The organism is Priestia sp. AB (assembly GCF_028369225.1).
In the GTDB taxonomy this organism is placed as follows: domain Bacteria; phylum Bacillota; class Bacilli; order Bacillales; family Bacillaceae_H; genus Priestia; species Priestia megaterium.
In genome coordinates, this window is the sequence record NZ_JAQMYN010000002.1 from 158,728 (window position 1) to 184,920 (window position 26,193).

Below are 26,193 nucleotides of genomic sequence, written 5' to 3' on the forward strand. Positions count from 1 at the left end.
CTCCCTCAAAGATTAAGAGAAGCGATAGTTTACGATCGGTTCTCTTATCTTTCAATGTACAGTACATACCATGCACATTGCTGGATTTAGCACCAAAACAATACATGTATTGTTAGGTTGCCGGGCTTCAAAGGGCCAGTCCCTCCACCGCTCTTGATAAGAGTTGTTTTTATAAAGTTTTATTTACATTAATTTAACTTTATTATCCGAAAATTGTCAATGTTTATTTTTAATATAATTTTTAGTATAGGAATAACAAAAGATTCGTATGATAAAAACTCAATTAAAAGATGATTTGTATAACTTATGATTTCTCTTTTCTTATTCTTATATAGTGAATAGCCTTCTATTACTTAAGCAAGAAGGTTTTTTTGTATTTATGATATTGACAAAAATAGGAATACATCGGTATAATTCACATTAATTCTATCGGTAATATATATATTATGAAAGTTGTAAGGATTTTATTTACTAATTTTTCACTGTTAGAATATACTTCCTCTACCGTGGTAGTAAGTGTATATGTTCACCGCCTACTGGATCACCAATGGCACCGAAAAAGCTTTTTAGCAGCTTTTTCGGTGCTTTTTATTACTCGTCAAACAGAAATTAGTATTAGGAGGAATAAAACGATGAAAAAATTATGCTTTACTTTAACTTTAGCAATTGGACTTATTATGGCTTTAGGAGGATGCTCTCAAAGCTCTAGTTCAGAAAACCGAGATAAAAAAGTAGTCAAAGTTGCTTTGAGTGATGAAGTAAATCCGCCTTTTCTATTTACGGACGAACAGAATGAACCTATTGGATATGATATGGATTATTTAAAGCAGCTTGAAAAAAAACTTCCAGAGTATGAATTTGAATACACCCTTGGAGAAGAAGAAACAAATTTGGTAGGTGTCTCGACAGGAAAATATGATTTCGCCATCAACTGGTTCTTTAAAAACCCTGAACGTGAAGAAAAGTTTCTTTATCCTGCACATGAATATGGTTATTCTTTAACGGCTTTAGTGACGCAAAAATCACGAAATGATATCAAAACACTTAACAATATGGTAGGTAAAAAGTTTCCACCTGTATCGGCTACGGGTGGATTGCGCGCTATTTTAAATGCTTATAACAAAGAACATCCCACTAAGCCTCTAAAATTAGAAAGCATGGATAACCCTTCTACAGCAGAAAACTTAAAGTTGGTGGATAAAGGTAAAGCGGATGCTATTTTTTTAAACGTAACAACATTTAACGAAGTACAAAAACAGCTCAAATTAAATTTAAAAGTAGGAGGCATTGTATCAAAAGAACCAACTTGGTTAGTCTTTAATAAAAATAATCAAAAACTTGCTGATAAAATTGATAAAGCTACAGTCGAACTACAAAATCAAGGGACGCTAGAAAACTTGGCAAAAAAATGGTTTAAAGTAAACTTCTTTAAAGACTTAAAGTATATTAATCAACAAAACTTCAATTTTTAAGATTAAATGAGTATAAGAATTCATCATTAAGGCGGGGTGAGATATGATTAGTAGTGATTTTCATGATTGGTTAAAACTATTGTGGCAAGTGGTAGATAAACTTCCTTTAACGCTATTTATGTTAGGCCTTTCTCTACTTTTTTCGTTGCTTTTAGGTTTCGCGATTGCCCTGATACGCATTCAAAAAAAGCCTGTTCTTTCTAAAATGGCTACCATCTATTTATCTTTTATGCGCTGTACACCGCTGCTTGTTCAGCTGTTTCTTGTATACTTTGGCCTTCCTCAGCTGCTGCTCCTTGTCCATATCGACATTAACAGCTGGAGTCGCATCACTTTCTTGGTGATTGCTTTTTCCTTACATACTGCCGCTCCTTTATCAGAAGTTATTCGTTCAGCATATTTTTCGATTGATAAAGGGCAGTTCGAAGCAGCGTATAGTATAGGCATGAATTATTTTCAATCCTTAAGAAGAATTATCCTTCCTCAAGCGTTTGTAGCAGCACTACCTAATGTAGGAAATGCTACGATTTCATTATTAAAAGATACTGCACTTGCTTTTAGCATTGGGATTATTGATATTATGGGGCAAGTTCGCCTCATTTTGGGCAACAACTATGGAATAGCTATGTTTGAAATCTATGTTACGATTTCACTTGTTTATTGGAGCATATGTATCGTAATTGAAATCATAGTCAGTTATTTAGAGAAACATCTTAAAAAAGGCAGGGTCAGCATTTCTAAATAACCTGCACTAGTAAAGGAGTGAACATGATTGCCTATTATTGATTTGCGATTTGCTTTGGAGCAAACTCCTGAAGTCTTAAAAGGTGTGCCTTTAACACTAACAATATCGATCATTTCAATGGCGTTAGGAAGTATTTTTGGTCTTTTCATTGCGGTATGCAGAATATATAAAATTCCACTGCTAAAGCAAATAGCTGTTATATACGTCTCATTTATGAGAGGCACTCCATTGCTCGTACAGCTCTATGTATTTTTCTACGGAATCCCTATTTTTATAGAATTTCTAAACCAGACTCAAGGATGGCACTTAGGTGGGGATACTATTTCACCTTTAATTTATGCTTTAATTGCGTACACATTAAATACCTCTGCTTATCAATCAGAGGTATTCCGTTCTTCTATTCAAACCATTGACCGTGGTCAATTTGAAGCTGCATATTCAATAGGAATGACTACTTTTCAAGCTATTAAAAGAATTATCTTCCCCCAATCTTTAGTAGCCGCTATTCCTAACCTTGGAAACATTTTTATTAGTTTAATTAAAGCCACTTCTCTTGCTTTTGCGGTAAAAGTAGTTGAAATTATGGCGATATCTAAGGTCATCGCCAATGATGGATATAGATATTTAGAAATGTATCTGGTCGCTTCACTTATTTACTGGATTCTTTGCTTTTTCTTTGAAAGGCTGTTTGTAGTCATTGAGAAAAAGCTTAGTCATTACGAATTAAGAGAAGAAGTGCGTTCAGCTTCTTAGCCCCTGTAGAAAAATTATTATAAATTGATCAAGAAAGCTGCCTTAGTAAACGGCAGCTTTCACAATCCCTTAATCCGCTGTTTCAAACTTCACTTCATTAAACAAACTAGTAGAATTCCACACATTCAACCCGGCATAGCCTTCTGAAAAGGTATGGTCCACTGCATCAATCACAAGCTTATCATCGAGATAAACTTGAATGTGTTCTCCTTCAGCCGTTACTTTCAAGCGATAATCCGTATTTGTTTTTAAATCCAGCTTTCCCCCATCATCGTAAATAATGAGATCCTTGCCTATTCCGCCTCTAAACGCAATGAGTTTCACTTGATTATTAAGCACATCTACATTCGCAGCGTAAGCGTTATTTGCCTGTTCACCCGAACGGAATACTAGCGCTCCTGCTCCTGTAGAATTTGAAACAGGATCGTCTAATACCTTTATCTTTGCCTCATATATAAAATTCTTTGCTTTTTCTGATGATAAAGCAAAGGCATCTTCTTTGCTTCGTCCTTGTTTTCCATTAATCGTATCGGCCCATAGTCCGCTAATGCTTTTCCACCCTGATAAGTTTGTCTCAACAGGACTTTTATTCCAAATAGATTTTAATGGATACATCTTCAGGGAATTCAATTTCACAGCTCCTCCTTTGCTATAAAGCCTTATTTTATTGCTTGAAAGCGTTGGAAAGAGCTGATCTGTTATTACTTCCGTGCCGTCATTACCAAATACTTCTACAGATGACTGGTCTACAAACATATGAAGCTTAACCTTTCCATCTTTTGGAAGCATGGAAGCAGAGTGTTTGCCTTTCACATCTTCACCAAAATCAAAATTTCCAGAGTTTGTTCGGTCAACAAATAATCGCTGCTTGTTTACGTTATAGCTGACTTTTGTATTTTCACTGCCTTCTTTTTGAATTTGAAAACCAAATTCTTGTGCATCTGTATTAGAAACATCGAATTCTGCCATAATTTCATATTTATTTTCCGGTATGCCTGAAAGAAGATTTTTATTTTCAACGACCATCAGATTCTTCAACACCTTTTTTTCTTGCTTATTGCGAATTGAATCAATTGAAACAGGTATTTGTTTTAAACGAAGTCCTTTTGCTGTGTTGGTGAGTTCTATTTTTCTTGGAATTGACATAGAGCTTCTCCAAGTAGTAGTTGGGGTATTGTTGGCATATTGCCAGTTGCTCATCCAGCCTAGCCAATACTTTTCTCCGTTATCTCCTTCAACTCCGCTCCAATCTACAGCAGCATAAAAGTCGGCACCATAATCTGTCCAAAGCACTTTCTCTGGCGGGTTTTCATTTTTAAATGTTTTTCCGTCAAAATCACCAACAAAGTACTGCATACCTGAACCTCCAGCTGCCGCTCCATCATTGATGCTGACCTGCAGCACCCATTTTTTCTTTGTGCTGTCTCCATCAACCGGCAGTTCGAGTAAAGTAGGACACTCCCAAATCCCTCCGTTGCTTCCATGAGTTGATTTCACCCATTCTCCTGACACAGTATTCCAATCTGAAAGCTCTCCGCCTTCCCTTTGTTTAACTTCCTCCGGTTCTTTTGCTACACTGTCTACTTTATCCGGCATTTTTTCTGTATTAAATACATTAACATCATCTAGATTAATATGCCCCCATCCGCCTACAGCTTGATCAACGGCTTTAATGTACAATACTTCTCCTATATACTTAGAAGCATCCCATACGTAGCGCTGATACTTTTCATCTGCAAACTTTGTATTCGCTTGACGAATCAATTCTTTATCGTCAGAGGCCCTGACTAAGGAGACATAGCGGTTTGCGGGGTCGTTTCCGCCTCCCATTAACAAATTGATTTCACCTGATCCGCTCAATTTAAAATAAGATGAATGTAATTCTCCAGTAGCATTATCACCATCTTGCTTATCGGAAAACCCCCATAAATGATACTTTCCTTTTTGTTCAAAGAGACCGCTCCAATTTGCGGTTGCATCCGTTACATGATCGTTTGTGAATGCATTTCCTTTTATCGTTTTCCAGCCGGTGAGATCGCCTGTTTCAAAACTTTTATTTTTAATTTCTTTTTCATCTGTATCAATAAACTTGGTCATGTTAACGTCTTGAAACCGGACTGAAGATTGATTAACGTGTAGTCCAAACAATCCTTTTGAAAAAGTTTCATCTTTTGCAGTAAGGGTGAAGTTATCGTCTATATACAAATCAAGTTCATTTCCAGATGCAGTTACTTTTACTTGATGTGATTTGCTCGTATCAATTTTTTCATTTGTTTCGGCAAGGACAGTTGAAATGCCATTTTGAAGCTTTACTAGTTTGATTGTATCCTTAGAAGCATCCACGCTAGCTATATATCCGTTTTTGGCTTCCGCGTCTGCCCGAAAGAGTAGTGCACCTGAACCAGGGTTTTCATCTAAAAATGTCATATTTGACTCGTAAATAAACTGATCTCCCTGTTCTTCACTCATAATGTATCCGTCGCTGTCAGATTTACCGGTTTTTCCATCAGCAGTATCATTCCATGTTCCCGTAACAGGTTTCCAGTTAGATAGATTGGTTATGAAATTAGATTGATTCGTAAATTTAACATGACGAAAGACAGCTGTGGAATTCCATGCTGTTAATCCAAACTGACCATTTTCAAAAGATGCATCACTGCCTTCTAGAACCTGTTTTCCATTTAGCAGTACCTTAAAGTAGTGACTGTTTGCTTCTACTTTTACATGATATGCTTGTGATGTATCAAGCCTCATTGGCTTTGAAACAACAGTCGTTACGCTTCCTTTCTCTACTTTGTTAAGTGTTAAGAGGTTCTTTTCTGCATCTAAATTGACGGTATATGCGTTTGTTGCGTCTTTATTAGAACGAAAAACAAGACCGCCTGCGCCTGCGCGTCCATTCTTTTCTACAAGCGTAATTTCCCCCTCTAGAGTAAAGGATTGACCTTTTTGTTCGGATAAAGTATATGAGTATGCACCGCTTTGACCGTTTGCTTGGATGCCTCCATCAGGTCCAAACTCACTTGCGTATTTCCAATTTTTCAAGTCAGGTGATGTATAAAACATAATTTTATCTTTAGCAGCTAAAGACATCACCCACTGCTTGGTTTGGTCATGCCAAAACACTTTTGGGTCGCGCCAGTCAGGAACTGGGGGATTCGGCATAATAGGGTTTCCTTCATACTTGGTCCACGTTCTTCCCCTGTCCTTGCTGTATGCTAGACTTTGCACTTGTCCTTTTCTGCCCAAGTGTGTAAAGATAGCTACCATTGCTTCTTTTCCAAACCCTGCGGTATTATTCCAATCGATAACGGCACTTCCGGAAAAAATCTCTCCGTTCTCGTCTGGAGAAAGAGCAATCGGCAGGTGTTTCCATTTCACTAAATCTGTACTAACTGCATGCCCCCAGTGCATAGGCCCCCAAGTGGTACCGTAAGGATAATACTGATAAAAAAGATGATACTCTCCGTTATAATAGACCATTCCATTTGGATCGTTCATCCAGTTCGCTTCTGGAGAAAAATGAAATTGATTCCGGTATTTTTCTTGATAATACCCTGTATTATCAGCTAATACAGGGCATGCAGAAAACAAGCTTATGGAACAAGCGACTCCAATCATCAATAACTTTTTAACGGTTCTTTTCATCTTCCTTTCCTCCTTTATTTGCATACTGGTTATGTAAAACATTTTCACCAGCAGATGCTAGAAGAATAGATGGCTCCTCTTATTTATCATCCTAAAAAGCCTATCCAATAACCCCCTATACCAATTAAGAAAATACCGAAAATAATAAGCAGCGGATTTGTACCTTTTCGAAGCATCCATGCTACTAATAGAGTTAGTGCTAAAGGAAGCAGCCCCGGTAGAATACTATCAAGTACGTCTTGCACGGTTTTTACCACAACTTTACCAGAATCATCTTTGATCCTAGAAACAACCACTGGTATATTAATAGTGGTCCATTTCGAAACCAACGCTCCCATTACGAAGAGTCCTAAAATGGATGCACCTTCCGTCAGTTTTTGAATTCGATTGCCTACTAAATCTTTTAAAATTTCTGTTCCTTTTAAGTAGCCATATTTTAATCCATAATATTTTGTACTTAATCGAATTGCATTAATTAAGATGAAAAACAGCAGTGGCCCGGCAATATTACCGCCTAACGCAAGCGAGGCGCCTAGGGCTGCGAGAACTGGTCGAAGCGTTCCCCAGAAAATAGGGTCTCCTACACCAGCAAGCGGGCCCATTAATCCAATTTTCATTCCGCTGATAGCTTTTTCATCAAAATCTTTTTTGTTTGCCATTTCTTCTTCCATTGCTGCCGTGACGCCGAATATAGGTGCGGAAATCCATGGGTGTGTATTGAACCATTCTAAGTGACGCTTTAATGCTGCATTTCGCTGAGCTCCTGGTCCATATAAGCGTTTGATTGCTGGAATCATAACATAACAGTAGCCCATTGCTTGAACACGCTCAAAGTTAAATGAACCAAGTAAAAAATTCGAACGAATGAACATGCTAAAGATATCTTTTTTCGTTAATCTTTTTTCATTTTCCATCTCTATCCCTCCCTTAAGTTCGCCGTTTAGGCATCTAAATCATCGTCATCATCATATACTTGTTCGCTCCCTGTAGCTGCGGGAACGCCTGCCGGCTGCATTTGATTTCGCTGCTGCATTACTTGCTGATAAAGAAGTGCTAAACAAAGACCCAGCGCTCCAAATCCTACCAGGTTAAACCCTGTAAATGCCGCCAATAAGAACCCGATATAGAAAAAGGGCTTTAAATGAGGAATGTTCATCATATTGATAACCATGGCATATCCTACGACCACGATAATGCCTCCTCCAATTTGCAGGCCTTTTGTAATAACTTCCGGAATATTTCCGAGGAAAGTTTGCACGGCGCTTACGCTGATTAATGTAACAATTAAAGTTGGAATCATAACGCGGAGAGCCTGAAAACCCATAGCAGTAATATGCATAATTTCAATTCCTTTAAAGTTTCCTTCTTCCGCGTACTTATCAGCTCGATGAATTAAAAATACCGTAATGGTACGAACAAAAATGGTGAGTACTTGCCCTGCAGCTGCTAAAGCTATGGCTACCGCAATGCCTTCACCAATCCCCTGACCAGCTGTGATAACTAAAATAGTTGAAATAACAGAAGCAATAGCCGTATCTGGTGCCATCGCCAATCCAACATTCATCCATCCAAGAGCCATTAATTCCAGTGTTCCACCTAAAATAATGCCAGTTTTTAAATCTCCAAGCACCAAGCCTACTAACGTGCAGGCAATGAGAGGACGATGGGATTGCCCTTCGTCCAACACGCTTGCGATGCCAGTTACTGCTGCAATGACTAATAATAAAATAATTTGTATGGAAGACATAAACTCATCTCCTTATTTGATTTTTGTTTCGTTTCTCAGTAGTTGAATAAAATTTTCACTAGAATCTGAAGGTAATTGGCGCAGCTCAAGCTTTACGCCTAGTTCCTGCAGTTTCTCAAAAGCATCGATATCTTTTTCGGTAACGCTTACAGATTTAGTGATTTGTTTTCGGTCATTAGCAAAACGCATGCCCCCTACGTTTACTGTCTCAATAGGTACGCCCGCTTGAACAAGAGCGACAATGTCTGCGGGGTTTTCAAACAGCAGCATGGCTGTTGTATCCTGATAACGAGGGCTGTGAAATGCTTTTGTCATTTTAGAAATCGAGACAGCGCTCGCTTTTACATTCGAAGGAGCCACAGAAAGAATAAGCGTTTTTCGCATTTCATCCGCTGCCACCTCATCTGAAACAATGATAATTCGATCTGCTGCATTTGTTTTGATCCATCTTGTTAATACCTGCCCGTGAATAAAGCGGTCATCAATTCTTGCTAAAACGATTTTCATAATAATCCATCCTCTCCGATTTGGTTCGCTTGCTGGATTTTCTCCAAATGTTCACTGCACACTTGAAAACTTTCTTCATTTACCTGCTTTAATCTTCCTAGCATCTCTTTTAATGTAACGTGTTCCCTCATGGCTAACACTTCTAATAGCATAGGCAAGTTAACTCCGGATACCATATCCGCTGTTTTATTTTTAAGGATATATGGAGTAGCCGCATTGTAGGGTGTACCTCCGAAAATATCGACTAGAAAAAGCACTTCATTTTCTAAGGGCATTTCCTCTAATGCCTGCTTATATTTTTCTTCAAGGGTTTGGATACCCTCTCCTTTTAGAAAAGGTACGGCTACTACGTGATTCTCTTCACCAAATATCATTTTGGAAGACCCCTCTAACGCTGGCGCGAAATCACCATGTCCACTAATAATGACTGAAATCATGTACACTTGCTCCTCTCTTTTACGTTCTACACTTATTTATTGCAAGTATCGTGCCAACAAAGAGTATTAAGCGCTTTCATTTATTTTTCCATACCTTTTTCTGTGTTGTTGATACAGGTTTCTTAAAATAAATAAACCTGTATCAAAACGTCATGCGTTTTAATACAGGTTTTTCTGTTATTTAAAAAATGGGATAAAAAAAGAAACTAGTGGCATATAAATCAAACTAGTTTCTTAGGATTACAATATGATTTTTACATTTCATCCGCAAAAATGGTGGCAATAAATAATTTTTCATCTCTTGTTAAGGTAAGTTTCAGTTTTTTTTCGACGGCTTGTAATGTTTTTTCCGTTTTTTGATAAATGTTTTCTAACTCGTCAGTGATTTCTTCATCCTCGGGAAAAGTAAGAGGTTCATTTTTTATCATTCTTTCTAAAGCAAAGGCTGTATGCATCACAATTCGAATCATAACAGTGTTGCTTAATTCCATTTCTAACTCATCTTGTACATGACTTAACCATTCTAACAGAATTTCACTTATGAGGTACGGATTAATAAATAGAAGATACTTTCGCAAGTTTTCTTCGCAAAGTTCACGCACTACAATATTCGCTTCGGTTTTCTCCTCATCATAGCTTATCGTTTCTTTTGTAATTGCCTGTTGAAGTATTCGCTCTCCCTGCCCTTCAATGAGGACTTCTAATGATACATGAGGCGCATCAATCCTTGGATTTTTAGTACCTGCCGTTGCAACAATTTCATATTCTTTTTGAATTTCTCGAATGTTTGCTGCTAATTTAATAGAAGAAACGGTTAGAATTTTAATAGGTTCTTGAGATACTTTGCGTGAAATAATCGTTAAGATTTTTTCTAATTGTTTTGCTGTACCGCTTCCTGTTGTACAAATAGAAACAAGTGCTTTCTTTTTTCCAAACACGTGCTGCTGCTTATCTATAAATTCCATAAAGTCTTTTTGCACCGAATCAAATATGGCATATAAATTTAAATCTAAATAATTTACTTTTCTAACGGTGTCTAATACCATAGACGTCGTCACATTGCTGATGGTTTTAATTTTAGTCCCTGTTTTTTGTTCCAACTTGCTTTCTAACATGGCAAGCGAACCCATGTCCACGAGCATTAATACGCCTTCTCCTTCATCTACTTTCTTAATTCCTTGGATTAACCTGTCTACAATTTCAACCGGAGATACCGTCAAAGGCACATCAATAGCTATAATAGGAGTGCTTCCTAAAAGCTCCGTAGCAACTTCAACCATAGAAGTTGCCGTGCTGTTTCCATGGGCAGCAACTACAATCCCTACTCGTTTATTTTCTTCTAACGTCCGAATTGATTGAATAACCATTGTGAGATAAATGACTTCTATTTCTGGCACGCTAATGTTAAACCACTTTTCAATTCGATTTTTAAAAAGCAGTGCTACCGCATATTCTTTTGGATATGTTTCGCGAATTTCATCTATCTCCTTTGTATTTAATACGTCTACTTGTTTTTTTCGTTTTAAAAAGGATTCCATATGCATACTTAAAAAATGAATAAACCTGCGATCAAATTTACAGTTCAATTCTTTTTCAGCCAACTGTTTTAATTCTTTTGTAAGCTGCATCACATCGTCTTCTACGAATTTCATTAAATTAGAGCTCTGGCCATTTTTTTGATTAAAAAAGCTTCGAACATTCAAATGAATGTCAGTAAGAATATACTGATTGATTTCTTCTTGAGATAAACCTTCTTTTGTTAAAACATCTACTTTTTCTTCTATTAACTGATATAAATTAAATGATACGTCTTCCTCCATTTTTATTTCTTGGCTCTCCATAGCCGGGGAGATAATCGTTTTAAGGTTTACATATTCAGAAATTTTTTTGCTGCGCTCCATATTTTGACTATTTGAAATCCAATCTCGTTTAATATCGTCAGGCAGATCTCGCACTGTAAGTTCCACCATATGTTTACTATCAAGGTTATTTAAAAATCCGTGTGCGCAAACGAGCTGCACATTCGACTTTAACTGCCCTACATTCCCGAATTTTTCAGTGTGGATTAAAGCATTTAATACATCAATGTGAACACTTAGCTTTTTACTAATTCGTTTAGCCTCTTGTTCTAAAAGAAACGTGGTGAGGCGAATTTTTTCTTTTAAAGACCTCTCTTCTAATGAGGGAATATGGATAGTCATTGGAATTCTTCTTAAGAAAGTTTGCAGTAAGGCTGAACCGGGATTTTCAGTTGTAGCACAAATAATTAATACCTTAGACGTTCGCTTATGATCTGTTTCCCCTAGGCGATTGTACGTACCTTGATCAATGAGGTAAAAAAGCATTTCTTGGCCTTCAGGAGGAAGCCGGTGTACTTCATCCATAAAGAGAATCCCTTCATTTGCTTGTTCTACTAAACCTACCTTACTTTCAGTTGCTCCGGTGAAACTCCCTTGCTTATGACCAAATAACTGAGAAAGAAGTAATTGAGGATTATGGTAATAATCAGCGCAGTTAAAGGTAATGAACGGAGCATCTGTTTTTAGCCTCTCTGAATATAAGGCAAATTGATAGATTCGTTTTGCAAAAAGAGATTTTCCCGATCCCGTGGGACCTAATAGCAGCATATGTAATCCATTAGGCGGGTAAAGAACAGCAGCTTTTGCTTGAGAAATCGATTTTTTCAAACTTCCGGTAGCTCCAATCATTAATTCAAAAGGATTAGCAGGAAGAGCTTCTTCTTTTCCCCCATTAGATAGCTGCTCTAGTTTTTCTACTTCCATCTTATTCGTATCCCACTTGTGACGGCAAATGGTTTCAACAACCTCTAGCGGAACGTAGCGAACGGGGAACATTTTAATTTTGATTACTTTTTGCAGGCGGACAAGTTTGTTAAGTTCAAGGCTTACATTAGATCTCTCTAAATCTAACTGTTCAGCAATTTCAATCGCTGAGCTTCCTTGTTTATGTAAAAGTTCCACTTCTGTAAACTCTTGAAAATTACTCAACAGCTGATTGTATACCTTATCAATTCGTTTCATTAGAAGCACCTTCTTTATTTTCAGTTCACGATTGGAATTTTCTCTTTCAAAGAAATGATCATTCCCTACTACTACAAGCTATTTCATCTACAAGTACCCTCATGTGATACTAATCTATGAAAACGTTTCAAACCATTATATGTAAATATATTAAGTTAGTCAAACTTGCATGTCAACCGGTTTCATTCTTGAAGTTATAGTCTGTCTGAATGTTTCATTTTCTTTAAATAACTATCAATGTATATACTGCTTTTTTATTTTAATCAGCACTGCGTTTACAGCACATTTTTGATTAAATAATAAAACGAAAGAAAACAGCAGCAGTTACCGCCATCTTCTTTCGTTTTTAAAAATTATTTATCCGTACTTAATTGCCCTTGTGGTAAAATACTGTTTTTCACAACAGCTGTTTTTGATCCTTTAATATTTAACAAGAAGCTAGGAGCAAAAGTAGAATGTTCCTCTGAATAAAAGCCTCTGTTTGTCATGTAACTTGTGATTACGACATTGTCTCCTTTCACTTGTGGAACTGCAAAATGTGAATACGTAAACGTTTTGTCATTAGGATCGAGGTCCATATGTAAAACAAGTCCTGTATCATTTAGCGGCTTGTATTTTCCTGTCAGCGTATTTGATACGTACCCTAGCATATATACGTCATCTTGGCCGATACCATCAATCGTCATTTTAGATCCGCGAGAATCTGTGAATAAGTACCATTTCCCATCTTTTTTAAATACATTTGCGCGTTCAATTTCATCTGTCACCGTGTTTGAAGTAATCAGTGGATCCATTACTTTTTTCAAGGTATAATCGTTATTTAGTTCAACAATGCCTAATGCACCGTTTGCTAAAGAGGCTTTCTTTTTATTAGAGCTCTGAAGTAATTTCTCTTTTTCTGATTGGAAAAATGGATTATTTCCACCGTAGTAAGCTCGATTGTAAAGGGAATCTTCACCTTGATAACCATCTTCAGTTCCTGTGTTTGCTTCAAATACAAGGTATTTATGCCCTTTATCCTCTACATAGTGAGGATCTCTCAACGTATGATTATCTCCTGAACCATATGCGCCTTCGTCAATAAACTGCTGAATATTTTGATACTTTTTACCATCACCATCAAAAATGGATTTATGATCTTCAACACCATCAATTTTTAACGTATCTCCACTTGGCTGGGATACATTTACTTGAGCCGTTGTTATGGTTTGTTTTCCATAGTTTGTACCTGAAAAGTTAGTATAGAATAAGCGTATTTTTCCGTCTGATGTTAAAGTAGCAGATCCTGACCATTCTTGTGTTTGCTTTTTCAAATGAGCATCATTCGGTAAAAATTTGTCACTGTCTTTGAACACTCTTCCTGCATTTTTCCAACTGTCAATCGAATCTTCACCGATTTTTTGATAAAACACATAAATAGATGTATCATCAGCATCTTTCGGATCACCTGCTAGTGCAAATACAACTTGGTAACCATGATAGTTGGCTACTGTTCCGTCAGCATTTTGCAGAGGCCAGCTGTCCCATACGTCTAAATCAATTAAATTGCCCGATTTATCGTACCCTTTTGCAGAGGCAATATTTTTAATTGTTGATTTATCAAAAGCTGGAACTTTAAACTGTTCGCTTTTTTGCTGCTGAGGAATTTTCAGCATGTTATCACGTGTAATATGAGAAACTCCATAATTATTGTTGGTATCTTTATGATTGCTTTCAGCAGCCCATGTTTGAGATCCAGCACCTACTAACAGAGCTGTAGCAAAAGATAAGGCTGTAGTTTGCTTTGCGATTTTCTTAATATTCATCTGTTTTTCTCCCTTTTGTATAATACCTTTTCTTGTGTCACTCACAAGCAATTCATTTTCTATGTATCGAGAAGTCATATCAATCTGGCGAAATAACAGAACCGGTTCCATTACCTTTCCAAGATTACTTGCATAATATTGAAAAGTCAAATAGGTAAAATGGAGTAATTATCTCATTTTTCTTCTCTTATATCTTTCATTTGGTTATAAAGTCTTAAACCTTCAACTTTTTAATTAAATAAGCAAATTCACCATCATATTTAACCTGCTATTTTTTATAAGCTCTTCTACAATTGTTAAAGTAAGCCATTTTCAAAAAAATATTGTTAATGTATTTTTTGTGAATTAGTGGAATAATTTATTATATAATAGTTCCTATTGGAAATAATAAGAGACAAAAGAATTAGATAATCGCTTTTCAATTTGATTCTTTTATCCTGTTAAATTTTATGTAGCTTTTCACGAGAAATCGCTATCATTTTAATGAATCAATAATACATTTTTCAGAAAATCAAAAAGAGCTCTTTATAAAGAGCTCTTTTTGACATCATTTGTGCTGTTTTTAAATAGCAGTTCTTATTTAAGAATCAAGTTCCGCAGTACGTTTGATAAGGCTGATTAGACGGAGCAGACGGTGTACAATACTCTGGCTGACCCGGAGATTCATATGGGCTAGAAATCACTTCAAGAAGGGTTTCCATGACGCTGTAGTCTTTTTTTTGTGCTGCGTCTAACGCTTCTTCCACTCGGTGATTTCGAGGAATGACAGCCGGATTATTATTTTTCATAAGCTCTTGTGACTCCGCTTTAGATTGTTTTTGTCTACCTAATCTTTTCTGCCATAGCTCATGCCACTGTGCAAATTCTTTGCTTTCAAACAGATCACTGTTTTCTAACTTTTCAGCGGTTAATGCACGAAACGTATTTGTGTAGTCAGCTTTATAGGTTTTCATTATTGTAAGAAGGTCTTGGAATAATGCTTCATCTTCTTTTTCTTCGTTAAAAAGCCCAAGTTTAGCCTGCATACCTGCCAGCCAGTTTTCCCGATAGGATTTTGGGAATTCCGTCACAGCGCTTTGCGCTATTTCAACTGCTTTTTCTATATCTTGATCCAATAGCGGTAATAAAGCCTCAGCAAACCTCGCAAGATTCCACCCTGTAATGCCTGGTTGATTTTGATAAGCGTAGCGCCCTTGTACATCAATTGAACTAAATACAGTTTCTGGATCATAGGTATCCATAAATGCACATGGTCCGTAATCAATTGTTTCTCCACTAATTGTCATATTATCCGTATTCATGACGCCATGAATAAAACCAATAAGCTGCCATTTAGCAACTAGGGTAGCATGACGCTTAAGCACTTCTTGAAGCAATGATAAATATTTTTTTTCATTCTTTTCTATGTGGGGAAAGTGACGTTCTAATGCATAGTCAGCTAAAGCTTGAAGGTTTTCGACCGTTCCCCATTTTGCAGCGAACTGAAATGTTCCAAAACGAAGGTGACTGGAAGCTACACGCGTCAAAATCGCCCCCGGCAGTTCTTTTTCACGAACAATGGATTCGCCTGTTGTTACGACTGCTAGGCTCCGAGTAGTCGGAATACCAAGAGCATGCATGGCTTCACTAATAATATACTCACGCAGCATAGGTCCTAGAGCTGCACGGCCGTCTCCTCCGCGGGAATATGGTGTTCGGCCTGAGCCTTTAAGCTGAATGTCTACTTTCTCACCCGAAGGCGTAACTTGCTCCCCTATCAGCATAGCTCGGCCGTCTCCTAGCATGTTAAAGTGGCCAAATTGATGCCCCCCATAAGCTTGTGCAAGCGGGAAAGCACCTTTTGGAAAACTGTTTCCAGCCAAAATGCTAACTCCTTCGGGGCTTTGCAGCTGTTCTTTTTGTAACCCTAGAGATGCGGCTAAAGAGTCGTTAAATTTAACTATTTTAGGTGAACTCACTGGATTAGGATCAAGAGGCGTAAAAAAGATGTTTGGTAACTCCGCATAACTATTACGTAAATTCCATCCTGTTTCTTTTTGATTAGTCATCGTATCTCCTTTTCTTTTTGTGTCTTAAAACATAATTCTTTCTTTACTGATCGTTGTTTTATAAGCGCAGTAGCCTTGCTCTATCCTGCTTTCTTCTGGGCATCTTAGAGCAGGACAGTTTCTCTTTCATTCATTATCTCTTTTACTATTATATCGTATTTGCCCGTACTTTTAATCTAAAGTGCCTTATCCATTTATATACCTCCACTTTGTTGACGAGCTATTAAATGCTCAAAAAAGAAGAAGTATTAATATACTTCTTCCTCTGTATTTTACCCCCAAATATCTTTTAAATTCCAATACGTTAACTCTTTTACGATTACGTTTCCTCCTTCAGTAAATAACTCAATTCCAAGCCTGCTTTCTTTTGGATAAATACGGCTCGTCATGGTCGCTTGTCCTTCGTTTGCAAATACTTCAACGGAAGAACGGTCCATAAATATTCGTAAAGCTAGTGTCTCACCTGCTTGTAGCGCTACTTTCCTCACTCCATCTTCTTTTCCCGAGTGAGTACAGTCAAGCAATAACTTTTGCTCATTAAGGTTGTAACACATAAGCGTTTCTTCGTTGTTTATTCCACGAATTTTTATTCCTACCGATGAAGCTTGGCAGTCCGCTAAATCAAATACAGCTTGTATCTCTAGCAAGTCTTCATTTACTTCTACTACATAGCTGTTAGAAAGAGCTTTATTGGTTAGCATATTATACTGAGTTTTCCGAAGTGATGTAAGCTCTTGGACGGGGTTCATTAACACTTTATCCTCTCTTAAAGTTAGTTCTCTCGGAAGCGTTAGCGCACCGCACCATCCATCCTCTTTCGTTGGCATATTAGCTTCCCACATGTCCATCCAGCCAATTGCAATTCGCCGTCCTTTATCATCTAAAAGTGTTTGAACAGCATAAAAATCGTGGCCGTAATCTAATTCAGTAAATGACCCATGATGAAATGTATTGGTTCCATAATTATATTCTCCAACTAAATATCCCGTTTGGAAAAGGTTGTGATAGGAATCACCTTTTGCTTCTATCCCTTGAGGAGAAATCATTAACACATGCTTTCCGTCTAACTCAAAGAAGTCTGGACACTCCCACATGTATCCTAAATCTCCATCGCTTTTAGCAAGAACACCAACATATTCCCATTTTTGTAAATTTGAAGACCGGTATAAGATAACACGGCCCTCTTGTTTCTTTGTTGAGTTTCCTAGAATCATATACCAGAAACCTTCGTGCTTCCATACTTTAGGATCCCGAAAATGATGAGAGCTATCTGCTGGCGGCTCAGCAATAACTGGGTTGGCCTCTGCTTTTTCAAAGGTAATGCCGTCTTTACTAACAGCTATATTTTGGTTTTGAAAAAAAGTATCCAGCTCTTTGTCTATATAATTATGTCCTGTATAAATTAACGTAAGCTCTCCTTCGTTATCCACGGCACTTCCAGAAAAACATCCATCTTTATCAAATGAATCTCCAGGAGCTAAAGCAATCGGCAAGTGCTGCCAATGAACAAGATCTTTGCTTTTGACATGTCCCCAATGCATTGGCCCCCAATTTTCGTCATAAGGATGATGTTGATAAAAAACATGATATTCTCCTTTATACTGAACCAACCCATTCGGATCATTAATCCAGTTCGCTGGCGCCATAATATGATACCCTAACCGATATTGATGATTCACCTTTTTCTCTGCTTCATTTAATGAATGTTGAGCTTGCTCGATTTTATTTATCGTTAACATCATCATATCCCCCTATATAATCTGCGTGTTTTCTTGTACATCTTTTCTTATAAATCTATGTTTTTTAGAGTTTAGTAGTGTAAACATCGAAATAACGTTAAATACCAAAACCATACCTCCCATAATTAAATAAGTACGGGAAAAACCTACGCTATCATATAATCCTCCCGCTATGGGTGAAAGAACTGAAGCACCTATTTGCGAAGCAAATTGGAATCCAACCAAATAAAGGATAGAAGATAGGCGCGTGTCAAAGTTAGCTGCCAAATATTTGAAAATGGCAATGAGCATAATAGGAAGTTCTAATGCATGAATGAGTTTCATTGAAGATATTCCGATTGGACCAACAACAAGCCCTGACCCAATAATACGAAATCCCATTAGAAATCCTGCTAAAATTAAACTATTTTTTGCACCGATCTTATTTACAATAAACGGTGCTGCGAACATCATTCCAGCTTCTAAAAATACTTGAAACGAATTTAAGTAGCCAAATACTTGGTTACCTATCGATTCAGTAGGAAACAAAGATGCATAATAGATAGGAAATTGCTGATCGTATACCCCATACACGCATGTGACACCAACAACATAAATCATAAAAAACCAAAATTCCTTCAATAAGAATAAGCTGCCTACATCTCTCAGCGTGACGGATTCAGCTTTTTCCATTTCATAGCTGCTCATTTCTACCTTTACAGAAAAAATAATAGCCACTAGGATAATCGCTGAAACAGATGCCACCCAAAAATTAATGTGAGGATTAATATTAAATAATTGTCCTGCAAAAAACGTAGCTGCAGCCCAGCCTAATGAACCCCACATTCTAGATTTTCCGTACTCAAATTTATATTTCCGGCTGACTTTCTCTATGTAGGTTTCAATCGCTCCGATGCCCGCCAAAAACGCCACTCCTAAATATAATCCCCCAATAATAGCTCCTATCAACACATTGTATTGAAGCAAAGGTCCATAAACAAAAATATAAAATGGTCCTACAAACACTAAAAGACAGCTAATAAAAAATAAAATGTGTTTCTTTAAACCTATCCTGTCAGATATATATCCGTACAAAGGCTGCATACACAAAGCAAAGATAGCGTTTACAGAAAAGATTAAGCCTGTTGCTGATCCATTCAACTTAATCTCTTGCCCTAACCAGATAGAAAATAAAGAGTAGCTAGACGACCACGTAAAAAAGAAGAAGAAAAAATATGCACTCAGCTTCCAATATAAACTTTTTGAACTTTTCATTTTAGTTACCCCTTTAGCTTAAGATATAAAATCTTTTATCTAACAAAATGAAAGCACTTTCAATTTGATTTTATGTCAACCGGTTTCACATTTTATATTTTAAAAAAAGATTGTATTAGGTGTAAAAGTGGGCTTTGTGGTATGTTTAAATTGTTTAATAAACCGTTTACACTCTTTACATAGATTTTTATTGGTCAAAAGAAAACGTAACGACTGAAAGCTATTTGCTTGATTGCAATTTATTTTAAGGCTTTTACATGTCTGATATATACTATAAAAGCAATGTTTTGGAGAAATTAGGAGGAAACTAGATGAAAGCCAAGATTAGTGATGTAGCAAAAATTGCAGGTGTTTCACCGACTACCGTTTCTCGTGTATTAAATAACCGTGGTTACATAAGCAAAGAAACGCGAGAAAATGTTTATAAAGCAATGAAAGAAATTAATTATTTCCCAAATGATATTGCACGTTCATTATTTAATAAGCGAACAAATTTAATCGGTATGATTGTCCCGCAAACGAGCAACCCTTTTTTCGGAGAGTTAGCCTTTCACATTGAAAGTATATGTGCTTCTCTTAACTACAAAGTACTTCTTTGCAACAGTCTTAATCGAATTGATAAAGAAAAAAAATATGTAGAGATGCTCATCAGAAATCAGGTAGATGGTGTGATTGCTGTTACTTATAATAGAGGTATTTTTGATTCAGAAAGTCAAAGTCTTCCTGTGGTAGCAGTGGATCATTATTTATCAAAAGATATTCCTACCGTATCTTCTGATAACTATTCTGGAGGAAAACAAGCCACGGAATTGCTCATTTTAAAAGATTGTAAGCATATTATTCATATTAACGGCCCCCTTAAACTCGAAACTCCAGCTAACTTAAGAAGGAAAGCTTATGAAAACGTGATGAAAAAGTACGGAAAACAGCCTATCACGTATGAAATTTCAAATACCTTCGACCGCAACATCCAGAGAGAAACTATTTCTAAGGTTTTTGAAGAAAATCCGGAAGTAGATGGTATTTTTGCAAGTGATGACTTACTTGCAGCTTTAGTAGTTGCAGAAGCACAAAAAAGAGGAAAAAACATCCCAAGAGATTTAAAAATCGTGGGCTATGACGGAACGGAGGCCAGTCAGACTTTGTTACCTGGTCTAACTACAGTTCAACAGCCCATCGAATCGATTGCTCAAACAGCCATTGATATTTTACTAAAAGAAATTGAAGGAGAATTCAGCAATATACCTCGTGAAATCTGCCTTCCCGTTAAGCTTCTAGAAGGACAAACAACGTAAAAATACGTTTTTTATAAAATAAATATCAGTTTGTTGCATATTCTTCTTCCTTTATTCACACCTTAACGTTACAGAAAGGAGTTGAATACAATGGCAAACAACAAAAGCAGCAATAATAATGAATTATTAGTATACGGAGCTGAACAAGCAATCGATCAAATGAAATATGAAATCGCTAGCGAGTTCGGAGTAAATTTAGGAGCTGACACTACTGCACGTGCAAACGGATCAGTAGGCGGTGAAATCACAAAACGTCTTGTACAATTAGCTGAGCAACAACTTGGCGGCGGACGTTTCTAAGATAATTTCATACACACCATGACTTAAGGAAGAATGGATATCCATTCTTCCTTTTCATATATTTACTTTCCATCTTTATATAAAAATTATTATTTTTCCTCCTCTTTACTGATTGATTTTGTTTTTCCTTTCTTTAGTACAGCGCTGATTCCTAAACAACAGACGGCTGCTATCCATCCGGAGATGAGAAAATAAACGGAAGTATTTGCAAAGAGTGTGCCTATTAAAATAAACAGACCTCCGAGAATAATAAAAAAGACGTGGCCTTCACCATTTTTTTTCACCTTCATCACCTCTCCCCTACCTATACAAACGAATGTCCAGATACAAAAGAAACTTCTTGATAAACAAGAAGTTTTCTTCGTGCGTTCCTTTTTTAATAAAAATTAAAGGTGTTTTCTTTTTATTTATTCAACAAAGCCCCTCAATATTCTTCTCAATTACATGCTATTCAATAATTTCTGCGGTTTTATACTCTTTCATAAATACATCAATAACATCTCCTGCTTCTTCGTTCTCCTCCTGCATTTGAACGAGTATTTCGTTTTGTGCATTTACCGAAAGGATTCTGACATCCGACATTCGGTTTATATCCAGCTGCAGTTCCAAATCTCGGGCAACTTCATCAGCTTTTAGTGAATCTTTAATAATATATCTGTGGCTTCTCATAACATTCGCTCCTTTGCGTTATATGAACGAATATAGTTTATCCAAACTATCAGCACACAATGACATTTTTCTTGTATCTTTCATTTAAACAAAACAAAAAAACGGCTTTTCTCAGCCGTTTTTTGTTTTGCCTTTCACTTATGAAAAAGCATATTTATTTCTTTATTTGACCGTTCTCTGTATCAGGTATCATACGCTTATTTATTCCGAATGCGTAAAAACTAATGACAACAAGAGCAAGGAAAATAATTCCTACGATAAGTGAAATACGCGTTTCATCATTAAACCACATGCCTACAAGCACCATTAGTAGAAAGGCAATAGTTACATAATTCGTTACAGGTGCAAAAGGCATTTTGAAAGGATGACTATCCATTTCAGCACCTTTAGCTTTACGGAAACGAATTTGGCTGATAAGAATGATGAACCAAGGAATCATTCCCGGAAGCACGCTCGCACTGTATACATAAACAAATACATTCGGTGGAGCGATGTAGTTTAAAACAACACCAATTACCAATCCAATCATAACAGCGAGTGTGCTATAAATTGGAACGCCGTTACGAGAAATTTTTGTGAAGAATTTAGGTGCTTGACCGTTTACGCCAAGTGTATAAAGCATGCGTCCTGCACTAAAAATTCCACTGTTACAGCCTGACATAGCTGCTGTAATAACAACAAAGTTAATGATACCTGCAGCTGCCGTAACACCAACTTTAGCAAATGTAGATACAAATGGACTCCCTAAAGAATCTAATTCATTCCACGGATATACCGTCACGATAACGAAAATAGCTCCAATATAAAAAATTAAAATGCGCCAGATGATGCTTTGAATTGCGTTTCTTAACGTTTTTTTAGGGTCCTTTGCTTCACCAGCTGTAATACCAATTAGCTCGACTCCTTGATAAGCTGCAACAACAAGAGATAGTGCAAAGAAAAAACCTGACCATCCGCCTGCAAAGAAGCCGCCGTGTGCCCAAAGGTTTGATAATCCAATAGCGTCTCCCCCGTTTCCAAATCCGAAGAAAATCAACCCGAGCCCTGCAATAATCATCAAAATAATCGTTACAATCTTAATCATCGCAAACCAAAATTCAAACTCTCCAAATGATTTCACTGAAACTAAGTTGGCTGTGCCTAAAATCAACATGGCAATAATACCTGGTACCCAAGCAGGTAGATGTGGGAACCAGTAATGCATATATGCTCCTACCGCTATAATTTCAGACATCCCTACGATTACAAATTGAAACCAGTTGCTCCACGCAGCCATATAACCTGCTAATGGATGAATATATTTGTGGCCAAATGTAGCGAATGAACCTGTGCTTGGTTCCATGTACAGCATTTCGCCCATGGCACGCATAATAAAGAAAATAAACATTCCGCAGATTGCGTAAGCAAGCAATACCGATGGACCTGTCCATTGGATGGTGCTTGCTGATCCCATAAATAATCCAACGCCAATTGTTCCGCCTAGCGCGATCATTTGAATGTGACGGGATTCTAAGCCTCTTTTTAGCTGTTTGTCTGCCATTCCATTTCCTCCTCCTAAACTTGTTATAGCTCTGTTAGGAAAGATACTTTTTGTGTCTGATGGAACAGCTATCGTTTTTAAAACCTTCCATTTTTATCTAGTACCTTTACAACTAAACTATTTTTTCTATTTTTAGCTATTCGACTGTATAATTACTTATTTTATAATAATAAATTTCCCTCAGAAATACAATTGTTTTTTTCAGAAAAACACTCAACAAAACCTTTTACCTTTATTAAATCAATCATCTTAGTGAAATATTTTTTTATTTCAGTATAATTTAAATTTTATGAATATTTAAAATAAATATAGGCTCAGGGTGCTAGAACACTCTATTTTTTAAGGCGAACGAAATGAAACCACTACTTAATCGAAAAAAATCCTTTCTTCTCCTTTTACGTTTCTTCTTTCTCTTCTTAGGGAAAGTATCCATAGAAAATAGAGATGAGGAGGGATTTTTCATGTGGCAAGCTGCGATGTGGGGCGGAATTTCAGGATCAGCTGTCCTTCTTGGTGCTTTGGCAGCAGTTTTTTTGCCTATCGGCAAAAAGATAATTGGTTATATTATGGCTTTTGGGACAGGTGTATTAATCGGAGCATCTACCTATGAGCTGCTTGGAGACTCGGTTCATAACGGCGGGTTAAAAGCTACTTCTCTTGGTTTTCTTGCCGGGGCTGTCGTTTTTACTTTTTTAGACTATCTAATTTCACGTCAAGGAGCGAATAAAAGAAAGCGGTCTACCAAACAAATGGCTGCGAGTAGTTCTGGAATTGCTATATTTATAGGAACCGTAATGGATGCAATCCCAGAGTCCATTATGATTGGGGCTAGCTTAATTGAAAATGCAACCGTTAGCTGGCTTCTTGTTATCGCTATTTTTATAAGTAATATTCCTGAAGGACTGTCCAGTACGACCGGTCTAGTGAAAAGCGGATTCTCTAAAAAGAAAATTTTTTTACTATGGGCAGCTGTTTTGTTCATTTCAGCTTTTAGTTCATGGACAGGATTTGTTTTTTTAGACCATGCATCTGAGACACTTATGGCTGCTATTGCTGCTTTTGCCGGCGGTGGTATTATTGCTATGGTAGGTTCTACAATGATGCCAGAGGCCTATGAAGAGGGAGGGTCTATTACAGGATTGATTGCTGCACTTGGATTACTTGCTTCACTCATACTGGATCATTTTTCTTAATCGTCTTCATACTACTTCTATCGTTTCCAAGTAGAAAACAGACAGCCTTCTACTTGGAGACATTTATCCTCATCACATTATTATGAATGTGTCTTATTTAATAAGTAAAGTCGTAGTTTTCTTTTATTTCCTGAGTAAAAGTTTTCCAATCCGTAGCTTCAAATTCTGCATTGCGTGCTTTTAACTCTTTTTCCATTCCTTGAATCTCTTGAACAGCTTCTATAGTTCTTTCACTTCCTGGCCCTACTCTCCAAATTAATTCTTTATATTCTTGTATTTTCCGTCGCAGCGAAGCGGTATCCATTTCTACATATTTTGACATGTTTCTAAGCTCCTTTTTCTTATTTCTCTTAACCATATCATATTTTATATAAAATTTTTTAAGATTAATTTCAACTTAATAAATACTGCTATACAAGGCTTCGTGGTCTGATAATTTTGAGAAAAATCTAATTTTTAGAAAAAATATAAAATAACCAGTTTAATCCTTTTTTGACCGGGAAGATAGACTATGAATTCAAATTTATTAGGAGGGATGCAAGATGGCAACTAATAAAAAGAATGAAAAAATGAGTCGTGAAGAAGCAGGAAGAAAAGGTGGAAAAGCTACTTCCAAAAATCATGACAAAGAGTTTTACCAAGAAATTGGTGAAAAAGGCGGAGAAGCTACTTCCAAAAATCAAGGTAAAGAATTTTACGAGGAAATTGGAAAAAAAGGCGGCAGATCCAGCAGCCAACGTAATAATTAACTAGTATTTGAAGTATATAAACAACTCGAAGAAGAAAAGTTCCTTATAGTACAAGTCACAGGAACTTTTTTTCTTCTAACTAATCTTCTCCATCTCTTTATGGTAATGGGCTAACGATTGATCTTTTATGAATGAGAATAGTTCTGAATTAATAAAAGGAATCAATTTCTCTCCTATCTCCCAAGCATTACATTCAATTCGATACAAAAGACCTATATCGTCTGTTTGATCAAACTTTGCACTCAAAGATAAAAGGTCTTCATCTAGCGCATGACCTAATTCGTGAGCTAAAATAATCCATTGATAAGATTCTAAACACTCATTTGAACCAAATAAGTGCTGACACTGTATGTTAATATCTTTTTCATATAAAAAAATAGAATGTGTGCTAGGAACGTACTTTCCACCTACACACCGCGTTCCAGGAAACTCATCTTCAATAACTAGCTTTATTGTTGGATCTACTCCATGAACAAAATCATGTAAATTCATAAAATCCCCCACTTCTTTTCTCAAAAAATACATGTACAGGTTTACCATTATACATACGTTTATCTAAAATACCGTATGTATGTTTTTTTTTCAATATGTACAAGGCTATACATACAAAAAAGCAAGCATAGCTGCTTGCTTTTTTTGTATTAAAGCGGTGCTCCAACTTTTATATTGCCCGCTTATCCTTACAGTTTTATATGTAGAATTTTATTAACGATATCGACTCGAATATTCGAGAATGCTGCGCAGCATTTGACGTGTACTCTGTGATTGATTTGTGCGTTCTTTATATTCAAGAGGACGACTAGGCGTTGACTTATTTTCTTCTTTATATTGAGAACTTTTGTTTTCTGACACGTTTTTTCACTTCCCTATCTCTATTTTATCAAGAGCAGCTCAAAGCTGCTCTTTTGGTTGTCATTCTTTTATTTGTTATGACGGCTTACTTTTGCTTTTTGAAGCTCATCCGTATGAATATCGTTTGATAAAATACTTTTATTCACATTATCGACAGCAGCTGCACTGCTGCTGACTCCTTGGTTTTTGCTTTTATTTTGTTTACTCATTCCATCCACCTCCATGTGTAACGTCTATATTTTATGGAGTTATAAAAAGAAAATAAGAGGTAGTATCAGGAAAATGACCTTCTTTTCTTTTTACTTGCATCCCTCTTATTAAATAAAAATAAAATCTCCATATTTAACAGAATGCACCAGAAATAAATGTTCATACTAAGAGTAGAAATTCTGCATATTG

23 protein-coding genes, 1 pseudogene and 1 riboswitch are annotated in these 26,193 nt (G+C 36.6%); of the genes and pseudogenes, 7 read left to right on the forward strand and 17 right to left on the reverse strand.

Translation table 11 applies throughout. The features are described from left to right. Positions 1–41 precede the first annotated feature (41 nt). Positions 42–163: riboswitch (SAM riboswitch) on the reverse strand. A 469-nt stretch (positions 164–632) separates the two neighbouring features. Genes POF52_RS07080 through POF52_RS07090 form a run of 3 tightly spaced genes read left to right on the forward strand, consistent with a single transcriptional unit; the run spans position 633 to position 2,970 of the window. Further along, positions 633–1,472 (forward strand): transporter substrate-binding domain-containing protein, encoded by an 840-nt coding sequence (locus POF52_RS07080; protein ID WP_271991343.1) that lies wholly within the window; start codon positions 633–635, stop codon positions 1,470–1,472. Positions 1,473–1,515: 43 nt separating this feature from the next. Then, on the forward strand, positions 1,516–2,217 hold the full coding sequence (locus tag POF52_RS07085) for an amino acid ABC transporter permease (RefSeq protein ID WP_271991345.1): 702 nt from the start codon (positions 1,516–1,518) through the stop codon (positions 2,215–2,217). Between the two features lie 27 nt (positions 2,218–2,244). Further along, positions 2,245–2,970 (forward strand): amino acid ABC transporter permease, encoded by a 726-nt coding sequence (locus POF52_RS07090; RefSeq protein ID WP_271991347.1) that lies wholly within the window; start codon positions 2,245–2,247, stop codon positions 2,968–2,970. A 69-nt stretch (positions 2,971–3,039) separates the two neighbouring features. Here the strand turns inward: POF52_RS07090 and POF52_RS07095 are convergent, their stop codons facing one another. The 10 genes from POF52_RS07095 to POF52_RS07140 all read right to left on the reverse strand — a co-directional run bounded on the left by POF52_RS07095 (position 3,040) and on the right by POF52_RS07140 (position 19,196). Continuing rightward, positions 3,040–6,618: a GH32 C-terminal domain-containing protein gene (locus tag POF52_RS07095; protein WP_271991349.1), complete on the reverse strand. Its 3,579-nt coding sequence runs from the start codon at positions 6,616–6,618 to the stop codon at positions 3,040–3,042. An 86-nt stretch (positions 6,619–6,704) separates the two neighbouring features. Beyond that, positions 6,705–7,532, reverse strand: a complete 828-nt coding sequence (locus POF52_RS07100) for a mannose/fructose/sorbose PTS transporter subunit IID (RefSeq protein WP_013056298.1) — start codon at positions 7,530–7,532, stop codon at positions 6,705–6,707. Between the two features lie 26 nt (positions 7,533–7,558). Next, positions 7,559–8,365 carry a PTS mannose/fructose/sorbose transporter subunit IIC gene (locus POF52_RS07105; protein ID WP_013056297.1) on the reverse strand — a complete coding sequence of 269 codons (807 nt, stop codon included), beginning with the start codon at positions 8,363–8,365 and terminating at the stop codon, positions 7,559–7,561. Positions 8,366–8,377: 12 nt separating this feature from the next. Continuing rightward, on the reverse strand, positions 8,378–8,872 hold the full coding sequence (locus POF52_RS07110) for a PTS system mannose/fructose/N-acetylgalactosamine-transporter subunit IIB (RefSeq protein WP_013056296.1): 495 nt from the start codon (positions 8,870–8,872) through the stop codon (positions 8,378–8,380). Continuing rightward, positions 8,869–9,309: a mannose/fructose/sorbose PTS transporter subunit IIA gene (locus POF52_RS07115; RefSeq protein ID WP_014460796.1), complete on the reverse strand. Its 441-nt coding sequence runs from the start codon at positions 9,307–9,309 to the stop codon at positions 8,869–8,871. The genes POF52_RS07110 and POF52_RS07115 overlap by 4 nt, the downstream gene beginning before the upstream one ends. 254 nt (positions 9,310–9,563) lie before the next feature. Beyond that, positions 9,564–12,350, reverse strand: a complete 2,787-nt coding sequence (locus tag POF52_RS07120; protein ID WP_271991361.1) for a sigma 54-interacting transcriptional regulator — start codon at positions 12,348–12,350, stop codon at positions 9,564–9,566. A gap of 353 nt (positions 12,351–12,703) precedes the next feature. After that, complete coding sequence (locus POF52_RS07125) at positions 12,704–14,155, reverse strand: glycoside hydrolase family 68 protein (RefSeq protein ID WP_074897139.1); 1,452 nt, start codon at positions 14,153–14,155, stop codon at positions 12,704–12,706. Between the two features lie 587 nt (positions 14,156–14,742). Continuing rightward, positions 14,743–16,203 (reverse strand): protein adenylyltransferase SelO, encoded by a 1,461-nt coding sequence (locus POF52_RS07130; RefSeq protein WP_271991366.1) that lies wholly within the window; start codon positions 16,201–16,203, stop codon positions 14,743–14,745. Between the two features lie 272 nt (positions 16,204–16,475). Continuing rightward, on the reverse strand, positions 16,476–17,933 hold the full coding sequence (locus POF52_RS07135) for a glycoside hydrolase family 32 protein (RefSeq protein WP_271992176.1): 1,458 nt from the start codon (positions 17,931–17,933) through the stop codon (positions 16,476–16,478). 21 nt (positions 17,934–17,954) lie between these two features. Then, positions 17,955–19,196, reverse strand: coding sequence for an MFS transporter (locus tag POF52_RS07140; protein ID WP_013082487.1), 1,242 nt, complete (start codon positions 19,194–19,196; stop codon positions 17,955–17,957). Positions 19,197–19,507: 311 nt separating this feature from the next. Between POF52_RS07140 and POF52_RS07145 the strand changes: the two genes are divergently transcribed. Together POF52_RS07145 and POF52_RS07150 are read left to right on the forward strand one after the other, a co-directional pair. Next, complete coding sequence (locus POF52_RS07145; RefSeq protein WP_176583765.1) at positions 19,508–20,491, forward strand: LacI family DNA-binding transcriptional regulator; 984 nt, start codon at positions 19,508–19,510, stop codon at positions 20,489–20,491. A gap of 90 nt (positions 20,492–20,581) precedes the next feature. Further along, positions 20,582–20,791, forward strand: a complete 210-nt coding sequence (locus POF52_RS07150; protein WP_013058452.1) for an alpha/beta-type small acid-soluble spore protein — start codon at positions 20,582–20,584, stop codon at positions 20,789–20,791. 89 nt (positions 20,792–20,880) lie between these two features. On the opposite strand, the gene POF52_RS07155 is transcribed toward POF52_RS07150, so the two are convergent. From POF52_RS07155 to POF52_RS07165, 3 genes are all read right to left on the reverse strand, one after another. After that, entirely contained in the window at positions 20,881–21,081 is a 201-nt protein-coding gene (locus POF52_RS07155) for a hypothetical protein (protein WP_271991374.1), read from the reverse strand. A 157-nt stretch (positions 21,082–21,238) separates the two neighbouring features. Next, positions 21,239–21,460: a hypothetical protein gene (locus POF52_RS07160; protein ID WP_013082484.1), complete on the reverse strand. Its 222-nt coding sequence runs from the start codon at positions 21,458–21,460 to the stop codon at positions 21,239–21,241. Between the two features lie 154 nt (positions 21,461–21,614). Then, a complete protein-coding gene (locus POF52_RS07165) occupies positions 21,615–23,000 on the reverse strand; it encodes an amino acid permease (RefSeq protein ID WP_047930864.1) in 1,386 nt (461 codons plus the stop codon). A gap of 461 nt (positions 23,001–23,461) precedes the next feature. On the opposite strand from POF52_RS07165, the gene POF52_RS07170 reads away from it, so the two are divergent. Next, positions 23,462–24,193 (forward strand): ZIP family metal transporter, encoded by a 732-nt coding sequence (locus POF52_RS07170; RefSeq protein WP_013082482.1) that lies wholly within the window; start codon positions 23,462–23,464, stop codon positions 24,191–24,193. A 97-nt stretch (positions 24,194–24,290) separates the two neighbouring features. On the opposite strand, the gene POF52_RS07175 is transcribed toward POF52_RS07170, so the two are convergent. Beyond that, positions 24,291–24,515 carry a hypothetical protein gene (locus POF52_RS07175; RefSeq protein WP_016763593.1) on the reverse strand — a complete coding sequence of 75 codons (225 nt, stop codon included), beginning with the start codon at positions 24,513–24,515 and terminating at the stop codon, positions 24,291–24,293. Positions 24,516–24,735: 220 nt separating this feature from the next. Between POF52_RS07175 and POF52_RS07180 the strand changes: the two are divergent. Continuing rightward, positions 24,736–24,939 (forward strand): annotated as a pseudogene (locus POF52_RS07180) (KGG domain-containing protein); the annotation flags it as partial. A 78-nt stretch (positions 24,940–25,017) separates the two neighbouring features. On the opposite strand, the gene POF52_RS07185 reads toward POF52_RS07180, so the two are convergent. From POF52_RS07185 to POF52_RS07195, 3 genes are all read right to left on the reverse strand, one after another. Then, on the reverse strand, positions 25,018–25,434 hold the full coding sequence (locus POF52_RS07185) for a hypothetical protein (protein WP_013082479.1): 417 nt from the start codon (positions 25,432–25,434) through the stop codon (positions 25,018–25,020). Positions 25,435–25,647: 213 nt separating this feature from the next. Next, entirely contained in the window at positions 25,648–25,794 is a 147-nt protein-coding gene (locus tag POF52_RS07190; RefSeq protein ID WP_155276310.1) for a hypothetical protein, read from the reverse strand. A 68-nt stretch (positions 25,795–25,862) separates the two neighbouring features. Further along, positions 25,863–26,003 carry a hypothetical protein gene (locus tag POF52_RS07195; RefSeq protein ID WP_013082478.1) on the reverse strand — a complete coding sequence of 47 codons (141 nt, stop codon included), beginning with the start codon at positions 26,001–26,003 and terminating at the stop codon, positions 25,863–25,865. Positions 26,004–26,193: the final 190 nt, after the last annotated feature.

Coding starts and splice junctions, on each gene's coding strand:
- POF52_RS07085 (WP_271991345.1), top strand. CDS start 1,516: ATGATTAGTAGTGATTTTCATGATTGGTTAAAACTATTGTGGCAAGTG.
- POF52_RS07170 (WP_013082482.1), top strand. CDS start 23,462: ATGTGGCAAGCTGCGATGTGGGGCGGAATTTCAGGATCAGCTGTCCTT.
- POF52_RS07095 (WP_271991349.1), bottom strand. CDS start 6,618: ATGAAAAGAACCGTTAAAAAGTTATTGATGATTGGAGTCGCTTGTTCC.
- POF52_RS07115 (WP_014460796.1), bottom strand. CDS start 9,309: ATGATTTCAGTCATTATTAGTGGACATGGTGATTTCGCGCCAGCGTTA.
- POF52_RS07185 (WP_013082479.1), bottom strand. CDS start 25,434: ATGAATTTACATGATTTTGTTCATGGAGTAGATCCAACAATAAAGCTA.
- POF52_RS07120 (WP_271991361.1), bottom strand. CDS start 12,350: ATGAAACGAATTGATAAGGTATACAATCAGCTGTTGAGTAATTTTCAA.
- POF52_RS07155 (WP_271991374.1), bottom strand. CDS start 21,081: ATGAAGGTGAAAAAAAATGGTGAAGGCCACGTCTTTTTTATTATTCTC.
- POF52_RS07125 (WP_074897139.1), bottom strand. CDS start 14,155: ATGAATATTAAGAAAATCGCAAAGCAAACTACAGCCTTATCTTTTGCT.
- POF52_RS07100 (WP_013056298.1), bottom strand. CDS start 7,532: ATGGAAAATGAAAAAAGATTAACGAAAAAAGATATCTTTAGCATGTTC.
- POF52_RS07145 (WP_176583765.1), top strand. CDS start 19,508: ATGAAAGCCAAGATTAGTGATGTAGCAAAAATTGCAGGTGTTTCACCG.
- POF52_RS07165 (WP_047930864.1), bottom strand. CDS start 23,000: ATGGCAGACAAACAGCTAAAAAGAGGCTTAGAATCCCGTCACATTCAA.
- POF52_RS07150 (WP_013058452.1), top strand. CDS start 20,582: ATGGCAAACAACAAAAGCAGCAATAATAATGAATTATTAGTATACGGA.
- POF52_RS07175 (WP_016763593.1), bottom strand. CDS start 24,515: ATGTCAAAATATGTAGAAATGGATACCGCTTCGCTGCGACGGAAAATA.
- POF52_RS07105 (WP_013056297.1), bottom strand. CDS start 8,365: ATGTCTTCCATACAAATTATTTTATTATTAGTCATTGCAGCAGTAACT.
- POF52_RS07140 (WP_013082487.1), bottom strand. CDS start 19,196: ATGAAAAGTTCAAAAAGTTTATATTGGAAGCTGAGTGCATATTTTTTC.
- POF52_RS07160 (WP_013082484.1), bottom strand. CDS start 21,460: ATGAGAAGCCACAGATATATTATTAAAGATTCACTAAAAGCTGATGAA.
- POF52_RS07130 (WP_271991366.1), bottom strand. CDS start 16,203: ATGACTAATCAAAAAGAAACAGGATGGAATTTACGTAATAGTTATGCG.
- POF52_RS07110 (WP_013056296.1), bottom strand. CDS start 8,872: ATGAAAATCGTTTTAGCAAGAATTGATGACCGCTTTATTCACGGGCAG.
- POF52_RS07080 (WP_271991343.1), top strand. CDS start 633: ATGAAAAAATTATGCTTTACTTTAACTTTAGCAATTGGACTTATTATG.
- POF52_RS07195 (WP_013082478.1), bottom strand. CDS start 26,003: ATGAGTAAACAAAATAAAAGCAAAAACCAAGGAGTCAGCAGCAGTGCA.